The organism is Sorangium sp. So ce204 (assembly GCF_051526795.1).
Lineage (GTDB): Bacteria > Myxococcota_A > Polyangia > Polyangiales > Polyangiaceae > Sorangium > Sorangium cellulosum_B.
Genome location: NZ_CP150317.1, coordinates 10825894 through 10845519, shown reverse-complemented (window position 1 = coordinate 10845519; position 19626 = coordinate 10825894). Strand labels below are relative to the sequence as shown.

Here is a 19626-nt window from a genome sequence, read left to right as displayed (position 1 = left end):
CTCAACCCCCTTCTTTCTTGGCGCGCTCGATCACCTGGGCGATGCGATCCAGCTCTTCGCGCGACAGCTTGGACTTTGACGTGTCGACAAGCGCGGTGACCGCTTGCTCGACCGAGCCTCCAAAGAACGTCCGCACGACCTGCGCCAGCGCGCTCCTGCGAGCCTCGCTCGGGGCCGTGACCGGCGTGTAGACGTAGCGTTGCCCTTCCTCCACGTGCTTGACGTGCCCGCGCTCCTCCAGCAGGCGCAGCAGCGCGCGGACCGCGGAGTAGCTCGGCGGATCCTCGAGGTTGTCCTTCACCTCGTGCGCGGTCGCGCGCCGTAGGCGGTACAAAATGTCCATGATCTCGCGCTCTCGGCGCGTGAGCGGCGGCTTCGGCATGGCGTCCATCCGTAGCCTGGTGCTAAGAAATTAGCAAGCATCGCGTGCTAATTTCTTAGCACGTGCGATCCGCTTGGAGACCCGACGTCCGGTCGTCCGGCGTCTGCCTGCGGGACCGATCAACCGTCCGTGAGGCCCCAATCCAGGGGTAGCCCGACGTAGTTCTCCGCCAGCGAGGTGGACGCCGAGCGCGAACGCACGATGTAGTCGAGCTGCGACCGCTGCAGGCGCTGCTGGAACACGTCGTCGCCCGGGGAGCGGTGCAGCATGGAGGTCATCCACCACGAGAAGTGCTCGGCGCGCCAGACACGCCGCAGACAGGTCGGGGAGTACCTTTCGAGCGCCGTCGTGTCGCCGGTCTTGAAATAGGCCGCGAGCGCCCGCGCCAGCACACGCACGTCAGCGATCGCCAGATTCATGCCCTTGGCGCCCGTGGGCGGCACGATGTGCGCCGAGTCGCCCGCGAGATAGAGCCGACCGTACTGCATCGGCTCGACCACGGAGCTGCGCATCCCCGTGACGGCCTTCTCGACGATGGGCCCCTCGTTGAGCCGCCACCCGTCGTCGGTCTCGAGGCGAGCGTGGAGCTCACGCCAGATACGGTCGTCGGACCAGTCCTCGATCGGCTCGTCCGGCTGGACCTGCAGGTAAAGGCGCGTCAGCTTCGGCGAGCGCATGCTGAACAGCGCGAAGCCGCGCTCGTGGTGCGCATAAATGAGCTCGTCGTGCGCCGGCGGCGCCTGCGCCAGGATACCGAGCCAAGCATACGGATACGTGCGCTCCAGCACGGAGAGCACGCCGTCCGGGATCGATCGTCGGGATACGCCGTGCGAGCCGTCGCAGCCGGCGACGAAATCACACTCGAGCTCGCACGGCGCGCCGTCATGGAGGTACCGAACGCGCGGGCGCTCGGTGTCGATGTCCAGCAGACGCACCTGTTCGGCCGAGAACTGGATCGTACCGCCGGCCTCGAGGCGCGCGCGGATGAGATCCTTGACCACCTCCTGCTGGCCGTACACGGTGATCCCGCGCCCACCGGTGAGGTCGTCGAGCGCGACGCGGTGGGTGGCGCCGTCGAACCTGAGGTGGATGCCGTGATGCACCATGCCCTCGCGGCGCATACGCTCGCCGACGCCGGTCTCGTTGAGGAGGTCCACCGTGCCTTGCTCGAGCACGCCGGCGCGAACACGACGCTCGACGTACTCGCGCGTGTGCTTCTCGAGCACGACCGACGCGATGCCCTGCCGGTGCAAGAGGTGCGAGAGCATGAGCCCCGCCGGCCCGGCTCCGATGATTCCGACTTGAGTTCGCATGGGGGCGCTAGCCTCCTTTCTCCGGCTCGCCGTCAATCTCAGCGAATGTCTCCGCGGCCAGACGGAACGCCGTGTTCGCGGCCGGTACGCCGCAGTAGATCGCCGCCTGGAGCAGCACTTCCTTGATCTCGTCGCGCGTCACGCCGTTGTTCAACGCCGAACGCACATGCAAGCGAAACTCCTCTCCACGATTGAGAGCCACCATCATGGCGAGGCACAACAGGCTGCGTGTCCGACGTTCCAGCCCGGGGCGAGTCCAGATCTCGCCCCACGCATAACGGGTGAGCAAGTCCAGGAACTCGCCGTTGAACTCGCTCCGGCTCTCGATGCTGCGTTCGACGTGGGCGTCGCCGTGCACGGCTCGGCGCATCTTCATGCCCTCGTTCAGCCGCTCGCGCTCGTCCATCTCTCACTCTCCCTGGGCCGCGATGAAGCCGAGGACGCGCTCGTTGAACAGCGGTGTGGCCTCGATGTTGGACAGGTGCGCCGCCGGCAGCTTGACGTAACGCGCCCCGGCGATGCGCGCTGCGAGCCAATGCCCCTCGGACGGCGGCGTCGCGCTGTCGCGCGCGCCCGTGATCACGAGCGTGGGCGCGCGCACTTCGACGACGTTCGCTCGCTGATCCGCGTCGCGCACGGCCGCGCACGCGGGGATGTACCCCTCGGGTCTCGTGGTGAGCAGCATCTGTCGTACGCGCTCCACGGCAGCGGGATCTCGCTGGCGGAACCTCGCGGTGAACCACCGGTCGAGCACGGCCTCTGCGATCGCGGCCATGCCGCCTCTCGCGACCGCTTTGATGCGCGCGTCCCAGAGGGACCGCGGGCCGAGCGTCGCGGCCGTGTTGCACAGCACGAGCTTGCGCAGCCGGTCCGGCGCATGAGCGCCGAGCCACATGCCTACCACGCCGCCCAGCGACAGGCCGCAGAAGTGCACCCGCGATAGCTCGAGCGCATCGAGCAGCGCCACGGCGTCCCGGCCCAGGCGCTCGATGTCGAAGGGCGCGTCCGGCACCGAGGACGCGCCGTGTCCGCGCATGTCGTAGCGCAGCACGCGGAAGTGGCGCGTCAGCGCAGGCATCTGGCTGTCCCACATCCCGAGCGCCGTGCCGAGCGAATTCGCGAGCATGACGACGGGCGCGTCCGCCGGCCCGTCCAGGCGGTAGTGCAGCTCGGCTCCGACAACGTCGATCATCGGCATGTCACCCCTCGCTCCGTCGCGCGTCCCGGGAGTACTGCGCGAGCGCGCGCTCGCTCCACTCGCCGGCGAGCCCCAGGTACGCGGTCGGGTCGCACAGGCCGTCGAGCTCGGCGACCGAGAGGTGGGTCGTTACCTCGGGCTCCGCCGCCAGCACCTCACGCAGCGATCTGCCCTCGGCCATCGCGCGTCGGCAGGCGCGCTCGACCAGCGCGTGCGCCACCGAGCGACCCATGGCTCGAGCGAGCGCCAGCCTCACCGCCTCGGCCAGGATCACGCCGCGCGTGGCGTCGACGTTCGCTCGCATCCGCTCCGCGTCGACCTGGAGATCCTCGATCACCTGCACGGCGTGCATGAGCGCGCCGGACGTCAGCAAGCAGATCTCGGGCAGCGACTCCCACTCTGCCTGCCAGCCGCCGAGCCCTCGCTCATGCTCCTGCGGCATGGCGGAGAGGAGGGTCGCGACGAGCCCTGGGATGCGCGTCGCCGCCGCCAGGATCGCGGCGGCGCCGACCGGGTTGCGCTTGTGCGGCATCGTGGAAGAGCCGCCGCGCCCGGGCGCCTGCGGCTCGAATGCCTCGGCGACCTCCGATTGCATCATCAGCGAGAGGTCGCGCGCCATCTTGCCAAGGCTGCCAGCGAGCAGGCCGAGCGCCGCGGCCACCTCGGCGATGCGATCGCGCTGGGCGTGCCACGGGAGATCCGGCACGGCGAGCGCCAGATCGTGCGCGAGGTGCGTGGCGACATCGAGGCCTCGTTCACCGAGGGACGCGAGCGTGCCGGCGGCGCCGCCGAACTGGATCACGAGCGCCCGGCCGCGCAACGCGCGCAGGCGCCCGCGCCCGCGCCCCGTCGCGGAGAGCCAACCGGCTGCCTTCAATCCGAACGTCACGGGGAGCGCCGGCTGCAGCCACGTGCGTCCGAGAACCACCGTTCGCTGGTGAGCGCGCACGAGCTCGGCCAGCGCGTCGGCCAGGCGCTCCAGGTCGGCGTCGAGGAGGTCGAGCGCGGCGCGCAGCTGCAGCACCAGGCCGGTATCCATCGCGTCCTGGCTCGTCGCTCCCCAGTGCACGAAGCGCGCGGCGTCCGGATCCTTCCGTGCCACCAGGTCGGTCAGCGCGGCGACGAGCGGTATCGCGGCGTTGCCGGCGAGCGCGGCGCCCCGGGCGAGCCGCTCGAGATCGAACCGCTCGGCGTGACATTGCGAGGCGATCGGCGTCGCGGCCTCCGGCGGGATCACGCCCAGCCCGGCCTCCGCGCGCGCCAGCGCGGCTTCGAAGTCGAGCATCCCCTGCACCCGCGCTCGATCGGAAAAGACGTCCCGCATCGCCTCCGAGGCGAAGAGCTCATCGAACAAACTGCGCGATCGAGCCGTCATGATGCCTCAATCCTCGAAGAAAACGGTCTCATCGGCGCCCTGGAGCACCACGTTCCACTCGAACACGTCGACCTCGCCCGGCCGGGGGGTTGCGATCAGGCTGCCGCGCCTCGACGCCGGCACGCGCCCGAGCACGAAATCCTCCTCGTTGGCGGCCTCGTCGGCGAAATAGATGCGCGCGACCAGCGGACGCAGGAGCCCGCGCATGAAGACATGGACAGAGATGTGAGGCGCCTGCATGCCGGCGCCCGGCGCGGGCACGCGCCCAGGCTTCACCGTGCTGAAACGAAATGCGCCGGCGTCATCCGTCGGCACCCGCGCGTGGCCCCTGAAGCCGGGCGCCGGGCGCTTGTCCTGGCGGTCGGCGGGGTGTGGGTACTTGCCGTTCGCGTCCGCCTGCCAGACTTCGATCAACGCATCGGGCACGGGCACGCCATCACCGTCGAAGACGCGGCCCCGCACCGTGATGTGCCGGCCCGGCGTGCCGGCCTCCGCGACCTGGTCGCTGAACAGCCACTTCAGTCCCATGTGAAAGAACGGCCCGACGGTCTGGGAGACCGTCGGCTGCAGCCTCACCTCGTGCTCATCCGCCATGGGCCGGATCCTCCAGGGGCGTCGCGTCGCGCCCGCGCAAGATGATGTCGAAGCGGTAGCCGAGCGCCTTTTCCGGCCTCGTCGTCTCCCAGTCGAAATTCGCGATCAATCGGTCGCGCGCGCGTTCGTCCGGGACCGAGTTGAAGATCGGGTCGAACGGCAGAAGCGGATCCCCGGGGAAGTACATCTGGGTCACGAGGCGCGTCAGGAACGCGGGCCCGAACACGGAGAAATGGATGTGTGAAGGACGCCACGCGTTGTGGTGGTTGCGCCAGGGGTAAGCGCCCGGTCTGATGGTGATGAAACGATAGACCCCTTCGTCGTCTGTCACCGCTTGACCAGCCCCGTGGAAGTTCGGGTCGATCGGCGCGTCGTGGTTGTCCTTCTGGTGCAGATAGCGTCCGGCGGAGTTGCACTGCCAGATCTCGACCAGCGTTCGGCGGAGCGGGCGTCCGTCCTCGTCGAGGACGCGGCCCGCGACGACGATGCGCTCGCCCAGGGGCTCGCCCCTGCTCTGGCGCGTGAGATCGGCGGCGTTCGGCGCCACGAGCTCCGCACCGAAGACGGGGCCCGTCACCTCCGACAAAGTCTGCGGCAAGACGACGAGCGGCCGCGTCGGCGCCCGCTTGTGCGTCGAGTTGTACGGCCGATGCAAATAGGGCGGCTGCGCACCTGGCGCGGGACGACGGTAAATGTCTTTATCGGCCATGGTTCATACCCGCTCGAGGATCATGGAGATGCCTTGTCCGACGCCGATGCACATGGTGCACAGAGCGTGGCGGCCGCCGCTGCGTCGGAGGTGATGGACGGCGGTCGTCACGAGCCGCGCTCCGCTCGCGCCGAGCGGGTGGCCAAGGGCGATGGCGCCACCGTTCGGGTTGACGAAAGGCGCGTCGTCCGGCACCCCGAGCTCGCGCAGCACGGCGAGCGCCTGCGCAGCGAAGGCTTCGTTCAGCTCGACGAGATCCATCTGGGCGAGCGTGAGGCCCGCGAGCGCAAGCGCCTTGCGCGTGGCGGGGACAGGACCGATGCCCATGATGCGGGGGGCGACGCCCGCCACGGCGACCGCGACCACGCGCGCGCGCGGCGTGAGCGCGAAGCGCTTCACCGCCGCCTCGGACGCGAGCAGGACGGCGCAGGCGCCGTCGTTGATGCCGGAAGCGTTCCCGGCCGTGACGGTGCCGCCGTCTCTGACGATCGGCTTGAGCCTCGCCAGGCCTTCTGGGCTCGTGTCGGGCCTCGGGTGCTCGTCCGTGTCGACGAGCGCGGTCGCCGACCTCCTCGGCACCGCGACGGGTACGATCTCCTCTGCCAGGAGGCCCGCCTCGACGGCGGCCGCCGCGCGGCGCTGGCTGCGGTAGGCGAAGGCGTCCTGGTCGACGCGCGAGACATTGAACGCTTCTGCTACGTTCTCAGCCGTCTCCGCCATGGCGTCCGTGCCGAAGCGCGCGTGCATCAGGGGATTCACGAAGCGCCAGCCGAGGGTCGTGTCCTCGAGCTCGAGCCCCCGGGCGAAGGCGGCGTCGGCCTTCGAAAGCACGAAGGGCGCTCGCGACATGCTCTCGACCCCGCCGGCGATCGTGAGCGACGCCTCGCCCGTCTTGATCGCGCGCGCGGCCGCGGCGACCGCTTCCAAGCTCGACCCGCACAGCCGGTTGACGGTCGCGCCCGGCACCGATTCCGGCAGGCCGGCGAGCAAAGCCGCCATCCGCGCGACGTTGCGGTTGTCCTCACCGGCCTGGTTCGCGCAGCCGTAGATCACGTCGTCCACGGCCGACCAGTCCACGCTCGGATTGCGATCCATGAGCGCGCGGATCGGCACGACCGCGAGGTCGTCCGCGCGCACCGTGGCGAGCGCGCCGCCGTAGCGACCGAAGGGGGTCCGTACCGCGTCGCAGATGTAAGCCGGCGCCGTCATCGTGCCATTCCCCGCCGGAGCGGCGCAGCCGTCATCCGTGCGAGCTCCTCGAATGAAAGGCCGTCGATCGACTCGACGGCGGTGAGTCCTTGCGGCGTGACGTCGATCACCGCGAGATCCGTGTAGATGCGCTTCACGCACGCGATACCGGTCAGGGGATACGTGCAGCGCTCGACGATCTTGCTCTCGCCCGACTTCGTCGTGTGCTCCATCATCACCCAGACGTCGCGCGCGCCGATGGCGAGGTCCATGGCGCCGCCGACCGCCGGGATGGCGTCCGGCGCGCCGGTGTGCCAGTTGGCGAGATCGCCGTTCATGGACACCTGGAACGCGCCGAGGACGCAGATATCGAGGTGGCCTCCGCGCATCATGGCGAACGAGTCGCCATGATGAAAAAAGCATCCGCCAGGCAGCAGCGTCACCGGTTGCTTGCCGGCGTTGATGAGCTCGGGGTCTTCGTCGCCTGGCGCCGGCGCCGGGCCCATGCCGAGGATGCCGTTCTCGCTGTGCAGGAACACCTCGCGGTCGCGCGGCAGGAAGTTCGACACGAGCGTCGGCAGCCCGATGCCGAGGTTCACGTACGTGCCCTCTTTGATGTCGTCGGCCACGCGTGCGGCCATTTGCTCGCGGCTGTAGCGTCGGATACTCATCGTCCCTCAGCCGGCGCGCGCCGCCTCCCGCGCCGCGCATACAACGCGGTGAACGAAGATCCCGGGCGTGACCACCGCTTCCGGATCGAGCGCGCCGAGCGCGACGATCTCACCGACCTCCGCGATGGTGCAGCGGGCCGCTGTCGCCATGATCGGCCCGAAATTGCGCGCCGCCTTGCGGTAAACGAGGTTGCCCCAGCGGTCCGCCTTGTGCGCCTTGACGAGCGCGACGTCGGCGTGGATCGGGTATTCCAGTACATAGGGGCGTCCGTTGATCTCGCGCGTCTCCTTGCCCTGCGCGAGCGGCGTGCCGTAGCCGGTCGGCGTGTAGAACGCGCCGAACCCCGCCCCCGCCGCCTGGATGCGCGCCGCGAGGTTGCCCTGGGGCACGAGCTCGAGCTCGATCTCCTTCGCGCGGTAGAGCGCGTCGAACACGTGTGAATCGTGCTGGCGCGGAAAGGAACAGACGACCTTGCGGACGCGGCGCATCTTCAAGAGGGCCGCGAGGCCCGCATCGCCGTTGCCCGCATTGTTGCTGACCACGGTGAGATCGCGGGCCCCCTGCGCAATGAGGGCGTCGATCAGCTGGAACGGCATTCCCGCCGTGCCAAAGCCGCCGATCATGATCGTCGCCCCGTCGCGGATGCCTCCCACGGCGGCCTCGAGCGAGCTCACAACCTTGTCGATCACGCGTCCCTCCCGCGTTCCATTCTCGTTTGCATCAGCCCTCCGCGGCCGCGGGCAGTCCTGTGGTCGCAGGCTCCGTTCGTGGTCTCGCCCGTCCGACGGCGGTCACCGCGATCGCGCCGAGCGCACCTACGATGGCGAAGGCATAGAAGCCCCACGGGTACGCGACCCCGGCGCTCAGCAGCGCGCCCCCGAGGATCGGACCGCAGATGGCGCCGAGCCGCCCGACGCCGGCGGTCCAGCCGAGCCCGGTCGCCCTGTTGCCGTCCGGATAGACCCGTCCCACATAGGCGTATACCAGGACCTGCGCGCTGAAGACGAAGCAGCCGGCGATCAGCACGGCCGCATAGACGAAGGCGCCGGGGAGCCGGACGCTGAGCAGCGCCAGGAACACCGCGGAGGCGACGAACCAGCCGATGACCGACGGGCGCACGCCGAAGCGGTCCGCGACGACGCCGGCGAGCAACAAGCCGATCACCGCGCCCACATTGAGCGTCAGCAGCATGCTCAGCGCCGCGCCGAGATCGTAGCCGGCCTGCCGCATGATCGCCGGCAGCCATGTGTTGAGGCCGTAGACGAGCAACAAGCCCATGAACGAGGTCACCCAGAACGCCAGCGTCGGGCGCAACAGGCCGTGCTGGAACAGGGAGGCGACCGCGCCGAGAGCGTCGCGCAGCGACCGGCGCGATCGCGCCACCTTGAGGAACGATCCGGACTCCGGCAGGTGGCGGAGCATGAGCGGGACCAGCACCAGCGCCGGCGCCGCGCCGATGACGAACATGGCGCGCCACCCGAGCGGCCTCATGACGACGATGCCGAGCAGCGCGGTCAACACCGCGCCGACGTGGTACCCGGTCATGATCGTGGTCGTGGCGCTGCCGCGCCTGTCGGCGCGCGCGTACTCGGTCACCAGCGCGATCGCGGTCGGCAGGCAGCCGCCTAGCCCGAGGCCGGCGACGAACCGGAGGAGCCCGAACACGAACGCGGATGGCGCGAACGCGCACAGGAGCGTGCAGAGGGAGAAATCGATGACGGCCAGGAGCAACGCCTTGCGCCTGCCGATGACGTCGGTGATCGTGCCGATGGTCAGCGCGCCGATCGCCATTCCGATGAGGCCGACGGTGGACAGCATCGCCGCGCTGTCCGGGTCGAGGCCCCACACCTTGCTCTGGAGCAGCACGGGCAGCACCGTGCCGAGCACCACGAGGTCGAAACCGTCCAGCAGAACGGCCGCCCAGCAGAGCGGGACGACCCAGCGCCCGCCGCTTGGTTCGCGAGTCACTTCACCGGTAGACATGGTTTCCTCTGCTGCGTCATCGCGCATGCGGGTTCGACGTAACGTAGTAGACCGCTGGTTTCTCCGCCCATTCGAGGGAGTCTCATCGGTCCGGTCCGGTCGAGAGCGTCACTCGATGTAAATATAAAGCGATGATGAATCCCGGCTCAGGCCCTCAGACCCTGCAGGCGTCGCCGTCTCGATGACGAGTTGCCACACGCAGCCGCCCCGGAGAAAGCGGCAAGATCGCCGCTCAATGGGGATGACAGATCTGTCGCCTGCCTCGCCTCGGCAGGCCTCTTCGATACCGGCCACTTCGCCCTCGAAGAGAGGCTGCCCGAGATAATTAAAGCCTCATCATAGTGGTTCGCCGCTGTGATAGCCGGCGATAGTTTTGTCACCCCCCCTGCGTGGCGATCTTGCCGCTTTCTCCGGTGCAGCGGGGCGTGGCAACTCGTCGTCGTGACGGCGACGAACCTCACCCTTGGCGGCGGCCATGCATGCGGATGCGCTGCTCGGTCAGATTTCGGCCCGCGCCATCGAGGCAGCGCGTTCATCGCAGAATCCTATTTGACGCGCGCGACAACGAATGCGCGGTTTTTCCTATCGACGAGCACACCACGGAGAACGCATGAGCACACAGACGGGGGCGTCGAGGCGCCTGGTCGATGTTAGCGCAGGTATCTTGGCCGTCATCCTCGGCATCACCTCCTTCGATCGCGCGGCGCGGGCACAAGCGCAGCCCGAAGCACCGCCGGCGCCCACGGGCGGAGATCCGCCGACCGCGGCGCCCGCGACCGCTCCCGAAGACGCAAGCGCAGCGCGAGCGCCGACTGCCGAAGCCCTCGCCGCGCCGACACCGGACAGCGCCGCAGGGCCTGGCTCAGCTTCGCCGGCGCCGCCGCCTCCGGCGGAGGAGGAGCTATGGAAGAAGCCGCTCAGCGTCGCGGCCTGGACCCGCGTCGGAGGTCGCTTACAGAACCCTGGCGCGCGGGAGAAGATGGACCGGCTGCTCGCGGACGGCGAGCTGCATCTGTTGCTTTCAGGCGAGATCAACCGGTTCATCGGCCTGCAGGGCGCGGTCGTCGCTCAGTTCGGGCCAACCCCGACCGGGGGCAACATCGCGGGCAGCGCGGCCCTCCGTGACGCCATCGCCAAGATCAAGTTCCATGATCTGCTGAACGTCTGGATCGGTCGAATGATCGTGCCGTCGGATCGCTCCGCCTTCTCCGGGCCGTGGTCGATGGGGCCCTGGAACTACCCCGGATTCTTCGAGCCCTACGCGCCGCCGCTCGGGCCGAGACAGGGGCCTTTCGGGCGCAACGATGGGGTGACCGCCTGGGGCAAGGTGGCGGGCGGCCTGTTCAAGTATTACGTCGGCGCTTACAACCTGCATGATTCTTCGGTGAGCCCGCTCTACACCGCGAGGCTCAACCTGAGCTTGCTCGACCCGGAGCCAGCCTATTACCAGAAGGCCACGTACCTCGGGGAGAAGAGCATCCTCGCGCTCGGCGTGGCGGGTGAGGTGCAGAAGGGAGGTTCGGTCGAATCGCTGCCGCCCCCTGCGGCGGGCGAGCCTGCAGGCATCCCGCGCAAGGACACCTACGGCGAGGTCAACGCCGACCTCCTGTTCGAGAAGAACCTCGGCGCGGCGGGCACCATCACGCTCGAGGGCGCGTTCTACAAGTACCTCGGCGACTTCGAGAGGTTCGACTATTCTTACTTTGCGCTCGCGAGCTACCTCACGCCGGCCAACGTCGGTGTCGGGAAGTTACAGCCTCTGGTCCGGCTGCAACAAGCGAAGCCGAAGAACGCCGACCCCTATCTGCTGATCGATGCCCAGGTGGGCTATGTCATCGAAGGGCACGCTGCGCGCGCGGCGCTCGGCTATCAAAGAAGCGATCTGTCGGGCGCGAAGGGGAATGCCCTGTTCCTCGGCGTCCAGCTGCAGAAGTGACCGGAGATCGGGGACGTCCCGGGGGGGACGCAGCACGACCGACTTGACGCGGCTACGGGGTCCTGGCGCAACGCGACCCGATGTTGCCTCGGTGCTCGGGGTAGTAGACGTGGCGGGTGGCTGACCGCAGGGTCGGGGCGAGGTCGTCGTTGCTGCCGCTCCGGAAAGCCCGGTAGGAGCCCGCTGTCACGGCGGCGCAGTCATGACATGGCATCGGGTACTGGACCGGATCCCAGTCCAGCGTCCATTCCCACGCGTTCCCGCCGAGGTCGGACTGCCCCCACTTCCCGTCGCCTCTTGGCGACGTCGAGCCGACGTTCCGCAGGCTGCAGGTGCCGCCGCAGTAAACCGCGTAGCTGTCATCGATCGTCGTGGAGGTCGCTGGCTTCGACCAAGGATAGTACCTGTGCTCGCTGCCCCCGGAGGCCGCGTAGTTCCACTCCGCCTCTGTCGCCAGCCGTCCGCCGTCCCACGCACAGAACGCGAACGCCGTGTACCAGTCCAGGCAGTTGATCGGCTTGTTTTCGTCGCTCCCCGCCGTGTCCGTCCAGCTCTGGTGCACGAAGCACTTCAGGGCGTCTTTCAGGGCAGCCGTGCTCGGCGGCAGCTTGGTATTCCACGCCGAGCTCCAGCCAGAGCCTGGGATCTTTGGATGTGCGCCCGCGCCATCCCCAGGCGGGCTGGCCTGCGTGCCCATGCCTGCGTTCACGAACGCCCGGAACCGGCCCACGGTGACCTCGTACCTGTCGAGGTAGAAGTCGCTCACCGTCGCCGGGGAGCTCCGGTCCAGATAGTCCACGCCGTCGTAGCTTCGAGCGAACGTTCCGCCGGGGACCAGCGAGCTCTCGCAGCAGTCCTCGTTCTCCGATGGCCCGCAGGTCGCCGGCAGCCCGGTGCAACTTGGCGCCGTTCCAGCCCAGGCGCCCGCGTGGCCGCTGCTTCGATCCTTCGCGATCGTCTCGTCCGCCGCGGTCCTCTCCTCGTTTCCGCAGGTGCAACCTGCCGAGAGAAGCAGCCCGAAACATGCGATGCCGACGGTGTGGTAGGGAGTGGCAAGCGAGATCATAGGTCACCCACGATGGTCAGCTCCTGCTCCCCTCCTACGGGCAGGGCTCACCGCTACTTTGCACACACATCTGTGCGGACATGCGCGCGCCCGTCGACATCGCAGCTCGCTCTCGTCGGACCTGTGCTCCGATCAGCCCCCGAAGAACGCCTTCGCCTGCTCTCCCAGCACGTTCTCGCCCTTCGGGCTGCTGGCGTGGCAGCCGTCGCTGACCTCGCCCGCGTCGTTGTTGAGGATGAACTTCCCGAGGTAGCTCATGTTCTCGTTGATGGTCGCGTCCTTGGCCAGCTCTTGCGCCTTCATGTCCGTCCAGTCGGCGCCGCCCGCCCCCGCGATGAAGCAGTCGTGCCCTGCGTTGTAGACCGGCTGGCCCACGATGTAGATATGCGTGCCCGGGTTGACGTGCTGGCGCGCCGCGTTGACCATGTCACGGAGCTCCTTGTCGGTCGCCCGCTGCGACAGGATGCAGATCTGGACCATGATGGCCTTGACGACGTCTTTCCCGCCGATCGACTCCATCTTCCGGTCGAAGAGCTGCCAGGAAGAGCTGTTCGGGTTGGTCCAGTTCTGGACCACCATGGCGCCCGTTTGGTAGTTGTCCGCGTTCCACATGACCTTGCCGCCGACGCGCTTGTAGCCAGTGCCGATGTTGTTGGCCATCGAGCAGCCGGTGTACGCAACCGAGTTGTCGCCCGTCGGAGGCAGGCCGTCACCCCCGCCGCCCGTCCCGGGATCGCCGCCCGTGCTCGTGCTGCTCACCGACGCCGGTCCGCTCGGGTCAGCGCCGCCGGTGCCGCCTCCGCCGGTGCCGGAAGCGCCGCTGGTGCTGCCGCTCGGGGCTCCTCCCGCGCCGGTCGTCCCCGTTGTCGCACCGGCAGAGCTGGAGCTTCCAACGCCTGTCCCCCCGCTCGTCGAGCTCCCGGTCGTGGAAGCGGTGGTGCCCGTCGTCCCTCCGGTTGCTGCGCTCTCCGACTCCGAACCGTCGTTCGGGTCGACTTCTGAAGCGCAAGCTCCGAGGCTGAGCACGGCCATCCCAAGAGCGCAACGGACCACCAATCGGGAGGAAAGAACAGGATAATTCATCGTCGTCACCTTCTGTTAGGGGGCGCTGGTCAGGACCTGCGGAGACCCTCGGCTCGCGTCCGACCCTCCTTGTTCTATTGCCGCTGCGACCCGCGTGAATAGACGGCGAGATCGCCGTCGCCCCCCTTGGACAGATCTGTCATCCCCCGCTCGTCGACCTGGAGAGCCATCAAGATGCCCACTCTCCGAGGGGAGCGTCACCGAAAAGTTCCGTTCGGTCTGACCTCGCGTCTGTACGCAGTTCGCGGCCCTTGCCGTCGCGCCCTTCGGTGCCCAACGTGCGCCGCCATGCGCACGTTGTTTCTCGATCTCGACGGCACCTTGACGGATCCGGCTCCTGGCATCGCCGCCTGCTTCGTGCACGCGGCCCGTGTGCTCGGGCACGGCTCGATCGGCCTCGCCGAGGTGCGCCGCTTCATCGGTCCGCCGCTGCGCGAGGCGTTCGCCGAGATCCTGGCGACGCGCGACAGCGTTCGTATCGAGGAGGCCGTGCGCGTCTATCGCGAGCGCTTCGGCACGCTCGGCCTGTTCGAGAACAGCGTGTATCCCGGTGTGCCAGAGGCGCTCGCGCAGCTCGGCCAGGCGGGCCACGGCCTCTGCCTCGTCACCAGCAAGGCGGCCGTCTATGCCGAGCGCATCGTCGACCACTTCGGCCTTCGCTCGCACGTGCCCCGGGTCTACGGCGCCGAGCTGTCCGGCGAGCGCTCGACAAAGGCCGAGCTCATCGCGCACGCCCTCGAGCGCGAGTCGCTCACCCCCGCCGACGCCTGCATGATCGGCGACCGCGAGCACGATGTCCTCGGCGCCAAGGCGCACGGCCTCGTGGCGATCGGGGTGACCTGGGGATACGGATCGCGCGCGGAGCTGGAGGCTGCGGGCGCCGACCGCGTCGTCGACACGCTGGAGGAGCTGGTGCTGGCGGTGCGTGCGCTGAGGGAGGCCCGGGGCCGAGCGGCTCGATGAGGCCGCGCCCCTCCCACGCCCGGGGGGTGTCGGGTTTGTCACTCCCCCCGCCGGCCTGTGTGGCGTTACTCTGTGGCGCGCCACGAGGCTTCTCGACGATACTTATCAACTTATGACGGTAGAGCTGATTCATGCCATCGTTCGCCAGACCACCGTCCTCATCGCCCAGCTGGCGACCTCGGGCGGCTGGCGCGCACCCCTGGCCCAGCTCGCAGACCAGGTGTTCCAGGACCTGGTCACCGAGCTCGAGCGGCAAGGGGTCAGCCGCAAGGTGAGCGCCGACATGTTCGGCATGGGGCTCCGGACCTATCAGCGCCGCGTCCGGCGGATCACGGAGAGCTCGGTCGAGCGCGGCCGTTCGCTCTGGGAGGCCGTGCTGGACCACATCCGCCGCCGGGGGATCACGCCGCGGGCCGAGATCTTGAGGGCGTTCGCCGGCGAGGATGACGTCCTGCTCCGCGGGGTGCTCTTCGACCTCTGCGAGAGCCGCCTGATCTTCCAGGCGGGGCAGGGGGCTCAGGTGGTGTATCGCGCGGTGTCCGACGACGAGCTGGGCGCGCTGCGCGCGCTCCGCTCCGGCGAAGGCGTCGACGAGCTGGTCTGGGCGATCATCTACCGGGAAGGCCCGCTCGCGCGCGACGAGCTGCTGCAGCGGACGCACATCGAGCGCGCGGAGCTCGACGCCGCCCTGGGGCGCCTCGTGGAATCGGCGCGCGTCGAGCGGACCGGGGAGGGCGCGGGCGCGACGTACAGCGCCGGGAGCCTCTACGTGCTGCTGGGCTCGCCCGTGGGGTGGGAGGCGGCGATCTTCGATCACTTCCAGGCGATGGTGAAGACCATCCTGTGCCGGCTGCGCGAGGATCGCTCCGCGCCCGGCCTCGGCGACCGCGTCGGGGGGAGCACCTATACCCTCGACCTGTGGCCCGGCCATCCGCACGAACAGCGGGCTTACGAGACGCTGGGGCGCCTGCGTGCCCAGCTGGTCGAGCTGCGCGAGCAGGTCGAGGCCTTCAACGCGGCGCACGAGAGGCCGGACAGGTACACGCAGGTCGTTCTGTACATCGGACAGTGCTTGATCCAGCAGGACAGCGGGGGCGGCGATGAGATCTAGGGTGGTCGTGACGGCGTGCCTCATCGCGAGCGTGACGGGCGGGGCGCTCCTCGGCTCGGCCTGCAGGGACATCGGCCCTCAAACGGGGAGCGAGACCAACTTTCTCAGGAGCTGTGATGCCAGCTGCGCGGACGGTCTCTCCTGCATCTGCGGCGTCTGCACGCGCGCCTGCTCGGTCGCCCGCGAGTGTACGGCGCTCGTCTTCGGCGCCGAGTGCGTGGCCGTGGCGGAGCGGCCTGCCGAGGCGGCCTGCGACGCGGCCGAGAGCGCCGCGTTCTGCGATATCTCCTGCAGCGGCGACGTCGACTGCGAGCCGCTCGGCGCGCCGTTCCGCTGTCAGGGCGGCTTCTGCCGGACGCCCGGCGACGGCGAGACGGCGACCGCCTGCCCGGCGACCACGCTTTCGCCCGGCGACAACGAGCGCACGGTGACGGTCGGGGACACCACCCGAAGCTACGTCGTTCGCCTCCCCGCGAGCTACACGGGCGCGAGCCCCATGCCGCTGGTGCTCGACTACCATACGCTGGGCGGGACCCCGGCGGAGGAGGCCGAGGCCTCGGGGTACCGCGAGCTCGCCGAGGCCGAGGGGTTCATCGTCGCGTGGCCGCAGGGCATCGACGGCGCGTGGAACATCGGTCCGTGTTGCACGACGTCGCGCGACGTCGATGACGTGGGGTTCGCGCGCGCCCTGGTCCAGGAGGTCCAGAAGGAGGCGTGTGTCGACCTCAAGCGGGTCTATGCCGTCGGCGTCGCGAACGGCGGCGGGATGGCCTACCACCTGGCCTGCAACGCCGCGGACGTCTTTGCCGCGGTCGCTCCCAGCGCGTTCGACCTTCTGGCGGCGTCGGAGCAGCCCTGCCAGCCGTCGCGGCCGGTGACCGAGATCTCGTTCCGGGGTACCGCGGACTTGCTTGTACCTTACGAAGGCGGGCCTCAGCAGGCGCCGAACGGCGCGAACATCACCTTCCTCGGAGCCGCCGGCACCTTCGAGAGGTGGGCCGAGCTGAACCGGTGCACGGGATCACCGAGCGCGGCGGACAGCGACGGTTGCTCGACGTACTCGAGCTGCGCAAGCGGCGCGGAGGTGACGCTGTGCACCACGGAGGGCGGCGGCATGACCTGGGGGAGCCCCGAGATGGGGTGGGCCACGCTGAAGCGGCATTCGCTTCCTTGAGGGCGTGACGGACGCCTGCTGTGAGGCCCAGGAGCGGCTCCGTTGAACGATAAAATGCAGACCTGAACCCAGATAGCGGTCGACTTGCGGTGCTGCTCGCTGACACGATGGTGGGCCGCCCGGTGCCGTTCGCACAGTACCCCCCGTCGTCCCCCCCTTCGCGATCGCCCCGTTGTAGCTCTCGTTCGTGACGTTGAGCCGCCCGCCCGACGCCGTGGAGCGCGCGTTCCAGAGGTTCGCCACCGTCGTGCCGCCGAGATCGACGACCATGCCCCAGGAGGTCGTGGCGGCGGTGCGGCTGAGGTTCCTGATCGTCACGTTCGCGCAGTACCCGCTACCCCACTGCGATTGAACCGTGAGCGTCGCGTCGAGCATGCCGTCCGGGCTGGCCACGCCGGACTCGAGCGAGCCGCTGTCCTCCAGATCCACCGGCTCCATCGCGCATGCGAGCAGGCAGCAAGCGAACGAGAGAGATGTGCCCAAGAAAGCGATTCATGCGCATTGATATTCTCCATGTCTGGAGCGGCCGGCTCGCAGGTCGTTGCTCAAGATGGATAAGAAGGCCGGTGGTGCGCCTGCGAGCTCGGTCGATCCATGGGTCAGGCGTCAAGGATTATTGGTAAGGAAAATTAATTCATTTATGGTGCACCACGTGGCGTCGCGACGAACGCGATGTTCGTCGCTCGCACGGCCCGGGAAGGCGCCGATTCGTGGACTCTAGTGGGAGCTCGCGTGAGGCGGGAAGTGACAGCTGGGAGACGGGGGAGGGATGTCAGAAAAGGACGAAGAGGGAGCGTCAGGGGAGTCACCCCCTCGGCGCGGCGATCTTGCCGCTTTCTCAGGGGTGGTCGGGTGTGGCAACTCCTCGTCGCGACGGCCGCGCCTGCAGGGGCTGAGGGCCCGAGCCGGGCGACGCCGACCCCAGCAAGAAGCGTTTGCCTTCGCTTCAACTTTCCGTCGAGCCGGGGCTCTCGGTCGGACAGGAAGCACGATGATGGCGCACATGAGGGCTCGGAACAGCGACGCCCACAGGGCAGCAGCTGCTCGGCAACCACGCTGTCGATTTCTTCGGTGAGCGGGATCCTACGAGGAGGTAGTTATCATGTCCAATCGCAAGGGTTGCCACTGGGTGCTCGGAGCGCTCGTGGTCGGTGTCGCCCCGTCCTGGCTGGCTGCGTGCACGACGTCGGTGGATAACATAGGTGAAGGGAGCGGCGGAGCCACCTCCGCCACGAGCGGCCAGGGCCCGAGCGGCACCGGTACTGGCGGCGCGGGGGTCGGGAGCGGCAGCAGCAGCAGCAGCAGCGCGGGAGAGACCGCGAGCACGAGCGGCGGAGGCCCGACCGGAAGCGGCGGTGCGGGGGCGACGGCCGGAAGCGGCGGTGGCACCGGCGGGTCGGGCGGGGATGTCAGCGCGCCGTGCCCCGCCTCCGCCACGTTGAAACCCGGCGACACGACGATGAAGATCACGGTGGATGGGCTAGAACGCTCGTTCCTCGTTCACGCCCCGCCGGGCTACGATGGCGTGAGCCGCGTCCCGATCGTGTTCGATTTTCACGGGCTCAGCGGCAACAGCAACCAGCAGAAGAACCTCTCCGGCTGGGACGACGTCGCCGACGCCGAGGGGTTCCTCGCCGTCTATCCTCAGGGGGTCGAGAACGCGTGGAACGCCGGGCTCTGCTGTGGCGACGCAGCCGACGACGTCGCCTTCGTCAGGGCCATCATCACGACCCTGGAGAGCGAGGCCTGCGTCGACACGAAGCGGGTCTACGCCTCGGGCTGCTCGAACGGCGGCGGCATGTCGTACAAGCTGGCCTGCAAGGCGGCCGACGTCATCGCCGGCGTGGCGCCTGTGGATTTCGACTGCGTCGACGGCGCCGGGTGCGGGGACTGCTCGCCGACGAGGCCCGTCACGGTGGTCCAGTTCCGCGGGACGAACGATAGGCTGGTGCCGTACGAAGGCGGCAACGCGTTCGCCGGCGCCGAAGAGAACTTCGCGACGTGGGGCGAGATCAACACGTGCACCGGCTCGCCGGAAGCGCTGTCCGAGCGCGCCGAGTGCGACACGTATCCAGCGTGCGGCACCGGCGCAGAGACCGTCCTCTGCACCGTTCAGAACGGCACGCACTGCGGCAGCTACACCTCGTTCATGATCCCCGAGCTCGCCTGGAAGGTCCTCCAGCGGCATGCGCTTCCGTAGCCTCGCTCACCACCAGCCGATGTCCTGGATGACGGTGCCAGCGTCGCCGTACCGTACGATCGCGCGGTTCTGGCGGATCTCGTAGGACTTCGGCGAGCTGTCGACGATGTCCTGATCGAAGGTGTGGCACTCGAGCTTGTAGGTGCCCTCGCCCTGCATCAGCGCGCCCTTCAGCTTGATGTACGTCTCGTTGTAACGGCTCCTGAGCCGCAGGATCGCCTCCTGCGTGGCGTCGATGAGCAGCTCGAGGTGGACCGTCTTCTCCCGCTTCGGGTGCGACGCGTCGAACGCGAGATTGACGACGATGCCGGCGTCGAGCAGCGCCTCGATGTCCGACTTGGAGAACGTCTCGAAGACCATGAGCTTTGCCATCGCGCGCTCCTTCCAGGGATGTGCTCGTGGGTTTGTACTACGGCGCGCACCCCGGGGCCGAGGATCCTCGCGCGGCGCGACGCCGGGGCCCCGCGATCGCCCCCGGGCAACGGGGGCCGACCGCCGCGCGCTCCACGGCCGATCGGCAGAAAATCCCTCCAGATCGCGGTCGAAATGCTGCTCCCGCCGGTCGCCCCGTGCGATGAAAATAAAAATCAATTGCATCTGTGCCGGCGCGTATGCTAGGAGGGAGCAAGCACGCTGGAGAGGGAGGAGCAGGGGCGCGGTGTGCCCTGGGGCTGCCTGT

Annotated in this window: 19 protein-coding genes and 1 pseudogene; 5 read left to right on the top strand and 15 right to left on the bottom strand. The window is 68.7% G+C overall.

Annotated elements, in window-relative coordinates:
- Position 1: 1 nt before the first annotated feature.
- The 11 genes from WMF22_RS40710 to WMF22_RS40660 all read right to left on the bottom strand — a co-directional run bounded on the left by WMF22_RS40710 (position 2) and on the right by WMF22_RS40660 (position 9414).
- The gene (locus tag WMF22_RS40710) at positions 2-382 is read right to left on the bottom strand and encodes a BlaI/MecI/CopY family transcriptional regulator (protein WP_437974737.1); all 381 of its coding nucleotides are present in this window, start codon (positions 380-382) and stop codon (positions 2-4) included.
- Positions 383-501: 119 nt separating this feature from the next.
- On the bottom strand, positions 502-1695 hold the full coding sequence (gene pobA / locus WMF22_RS40705) for a 4-hydroxybenzoate 3-monooxygenase (RefSeq protein WP_438033228.1): 1194 nt from the start codon (positions 1693-1695) through the stop codon (positions 502-504).
- 7 nt (positions 1696-1702) lie between these two features.
- Positions 1703-2101 (bottom strand): 4-carboxymuconolactone decarboxylase, encoded by a 399-nt coding sequence (gene pcaC / locus WMF22_RS40700; protein WP_438033227.1) that lies wholly within the window; start codon positions 2099-2101, stop codon positions 1703-1705.
- A gap of 3 nt (positions 2102-2104) precedes the next feature.
- Positions 2105-2893 carry a 3-oxoadipate enol-lactonase gene (gene pcaD / locus WMF22_RS40695; protein WP_438033226.1) on the bottom strand — a complete coding sequence of 263 codons (789 nt, stop codon included), beginning with the start codon at positions 2891-2893 and terminating at the stop codon, positions 2105-2107.
- Between the two features lies 1 nt (position 2894).
- Positions 2895-4268, bottom strand: a complete 1374-nt coding sequence (locus tag WMF22_RS40690) for a 3-carboxy-cis,cis-muconate cycloisomerase (protein WP_438033225.1) — start codon at positions 4266-4268, stop codon at positions 2895-2897.
- 6 nt (positions 4269-4274) lie between these two features.
- Positions 4275-4844 carry a protocatechuate 3,4-dioxygenase subunit alpha gene (gene pcaG / locus WMF22_RS40685; protein ID WP_438033224.1) on the bottom strand — a complete coding sequence of 190 codons (570 nt, stop codon included), beginning with the start codon at positions 4842-4844 and terminating at the stop codon, positions 4275-4277.
- A gap of 7 nt (positions 4845-4851) precedes the next feature.
- On the bottom strand, positions 4852-5571 hold the full coding sequence (pcaH, locus tag WMF22_RS40680) for a protocatechuate 3,4-dioxygenase subunit beta (RefSeq protein ID WP_438033223.1): 720 nt from the start codon (positions 5569-5571) through the stop codon (positions 4852-4854).
- A 3-nt stretch (positions 5572-5574) separates the two neighbouring features.
- Positions 5575-6780: a 3-oxoadipyl-CoA thiolase gene (pcaF, locus tag WMF22_RS40675; protein WP_438033222.1), complete on the bottom strand. Its 1206-nt coding sequence runs from the start codon at positions 6778-6780 to the stop codon at positions 5575-5577.
- Complete coding sequence (locus WMF22_RS40670; protein ID WP_438033221.1) at positions 6777-7430, bottom strand: 3-oxoacid CoA-transferase subunit B; 654 nt, start codon at positions 7428-7430, stop codon at positions 6777-6779. The genes pcaF and WMF22_RS40670 overlap by 4 nt, the downstream gene beginning before the upstream one ends.
- 6 nt (positions 7431-7436) lie before the next feature.
- Positions 7437-8120, bottom strand: a complete 684-nt coding sequence (locus WMF22_RS40665) for a 3-oxoacid CoA-transferase subunit A (RefSeq protein ID WP_438033220.1) — start codon at positions 8118-8120, stop codon at positions 7437-7439.
- Positions 8121-8151: 31 nt separating this feature from the next.
- Positions 8152-9414 carry an MFS transporter gene (locus tag WMF22_RS40660; protein WP_438033219.1) on the bottom strand — a complete coding sequence of 421 codons (1263 nt, stop codon included), beginning with the start codon at positions 9412-9414 and terminating at the stop codon, positions 8152-8154.
- 610 nt (positions 9415-10024) lie between these two features.
- Between WMF22_RS40660 and WMF22_RS40655 the strand changes: the two genes are divergently transcribed.
- Positions 10025-11350, top strand: coding sequence for a hypothetical protein (locus tag WMF22_RS40655; protein WP_438033218.1), 1326 nt, complete (start codon positions 10025-10027; stop codon positions 11348-11350).
- Between the two features lie 52 nt (positions 11351-11402).
- Here WMF22_RS40655 and WMF22_RS40650 read toward each other — a convergent pair whose 3' ends face one another.
- Complete coding sequence (locus WMF22_RS40650; RefSeq protein WP_438033217.1) at positions 11403-12416, bottom strand: formylglycine-generating enzyme family protein; 1014 nt, start codon at positions 12414-12416, stop codon at positions 11403-11405.
- A gap of 132 nt (positions 12417-12548) precedes the next feature.
- Positions 12549-13175 (bottom strand): hypothetical protein, encoded by a 627-nt coding sequence (locus tag WMF22_RS40645; protein WP_437295314.1) that lies wholly within the window; start codon positions 13173-13175, stop codon positions 12549-12551.
- Positions 13176-13787: 612 nt separating this feature from the next.
- Here WMF22_RS40645 and WMF22_RS40640 point away from each other — a divergent pair.
- The 3 genes from WMF22_RS40640 (at position 13788) to WMF22_RS40630 (ending at position 16747) form a co-directional block, all read left to right on the top strand.
- On the top strand, positions 13788-14462 hold the full coding sequence (locus tag WMF22_RS40640) for an HAD hydrolase-like protein (RefSeq protein WP_437295312.1): 675 nt from the start codon (positions 13788-13790) through the stop codon (positions 14460-14462).
- A gap of 112 nt (positions 14463-14574) precedes the next feature.
- Positions 14575-15573, top strand: a complete 999-nt coding sequence (locus tag WMF22_RS40635) for a hypothetical protein (RefSeq protein ID WP_437295311.1) — start codon at positions 14575-14577, stop codon at positions 15571-15573.
- A complete protein-coding gene (locus WMF22_RS40630) occupies positions 15563-16747 on the top strand; it encodes an alpha/beta hydrolase family esterase (protein ID WP_438033216.1) in 1185 nt (394 codons plus the stop codon). Before WMF22_RS40635 ends, WMF22_RS40630 begins: the two co-directional genes overlap by 11 nt.
- A 186-nt stretch (positions 16748-16933) precedes the next feature.
- Here WMF22_RS40630 and WMF22_RS40625 read toward each other — a convergent pair.
- Positions 16934-17122 (bottom strand): annotated as a pseudogene (locus WMF22_RS40625) (cellulose binding domain-containing protein); the annotation flags it as partial.
- Positions 17123-17849: 727 nt separating this feature from the next.
- Here WMF22_RS40625 and WMF22_RS40620 point away from each other — a divergent pair.
- Positions 17850-18947, top strand: coding sequence for an alpha/beta hydrolase family esterase (locus WMF22_RS40620; RefSeq protein WP_438033215.1), 1098 nt, complete (start codon positions 17850-17852; stop codon positions 18945-18947).
- Positions 18948-18953: 6 nt separating this feature from the next.
- On the opposite strand, the gene WMF22_RS40615 is transcribed toward WMF22_RS40620, so the two are convergent.
- Positions 18954-19319 (bottom strand): hypothetical protein, encoded by a 366-nt coding sequence (locus tag WMF22_RS40615; RefSeq protein ID WP_437711641.1) that lies wholly within the window; start codon positions 19317-19319, stop codon positions 18954-18956.
- Between the last annotated feature and the right edge of the window lie 307 nt (positions 19320-19626).

Coding starts and splice junctions, on each gene's coding strand:
- pobA (WP_438033228.1), bottom strand. CDS start 1,695: ATGCGAACTCAAGTCGGAATCATCGGAGCCGGGCCGGCGGGGCTCATG.
- WMF22_RS40670 (WP_438033221.1), bottom strand. CDS start 7,430: ATGAGTATCCGACGCTACAGCCGCGAGCAAATGGCCGCACGCGTGGCC.
- WMF22_RS40640 (WP_437295312.1), top strand. CDS start 13,788: ATGCGCACGTTGTTTCTCGATCTCGACGGCACCTTGACGGATCCGGCT.
- pcaF (WP_438033222.1), bottom strand. CDS start 6,780: ATGACGGCGCCGGCTTACATCTGCGACGCGGTACGGACCCCCTTCGGT.
- WMF22_RS40690 (WP_438033225.1), bottom strand. CDS start 4,268: ATGACGGCTCGATCGCGCAGTTTGTTCGATGAGCTCTTCGCCTCGGAG.
- pcaC (WP_438033227.1), bottom strand. CDS start 2,101: ATGGACGAGCGCGAGCGGCTGAACGAGGGCATGAAGATGCGCCGAGCC.
- WMF22_RS40630 (WP_438033216.1), top strand. CDS start 15,563: ATGAGATCTAGGGTGGTCGTGACGGCGTGCCTCATCGCGAGCGTGACG.
- WMF22_RS40635 (WP_437295311.1), top strand. CDS start 14,575: ATGACGGTAGAGCTGATTCATGCCATCGTTCGCCAGACCACCGTCCTC.
- WMF22_RS40615 (WP_437711641.1), bottom strand. CDS start 19,319: ATGGCAAAGCTCATGGTCTTCGAGACGTTCTCCAAGTCGGACATCGAG.
- WMF22_RS40620 (WP_438033215.1), top strand. CDS start 17,850: ATGTCCAATCGCAAGGGTTGCCACTGGGTGCTCGGAGCGCTCGTGGTC.
- WMF22_RS40655 (WP_438033218.1), top strand. CDS start 10,025: ATGAGCACACAGACGGGGGCGTCGAGGCGCCTGGTCGATGTTAGCGCA.
- WMF22_RS40660 (WP_438033219.1), bottom strand. CDS start 9,414: ATGTCTACCGGTGAAGTGACTCGCGAACCAAGCGGCGGGCGCTGGGTC.
- pcaH (WP_438033223.1), bottom strand. CDS start 5,571: ATGGCCGATAAAGACATTTACCGTCGTCCCGCGCCAGGTGCGCAGCCG.
- WMF22_RS40710 (WP_437974737.1), bottom strand. CDS start 382: ATGCCGAAGCCGCCGCTCACGCGCCGAGAGCGCGAGATCATGGACATT.
- pcaD (WP_438033226.1), bottom strand. CDS start 2,893: ATGCCGATGATCGACGTTGTCGGAGCCGAGCTGCACTACCGCCTGGAC.
- WMF22_RS40650 (WP_438033217.1), bottom strand. CDS start 12,416: ATGATCTCGCTTGCCACTCCCTACCACACCGTCGGCATCGCATGTTTC.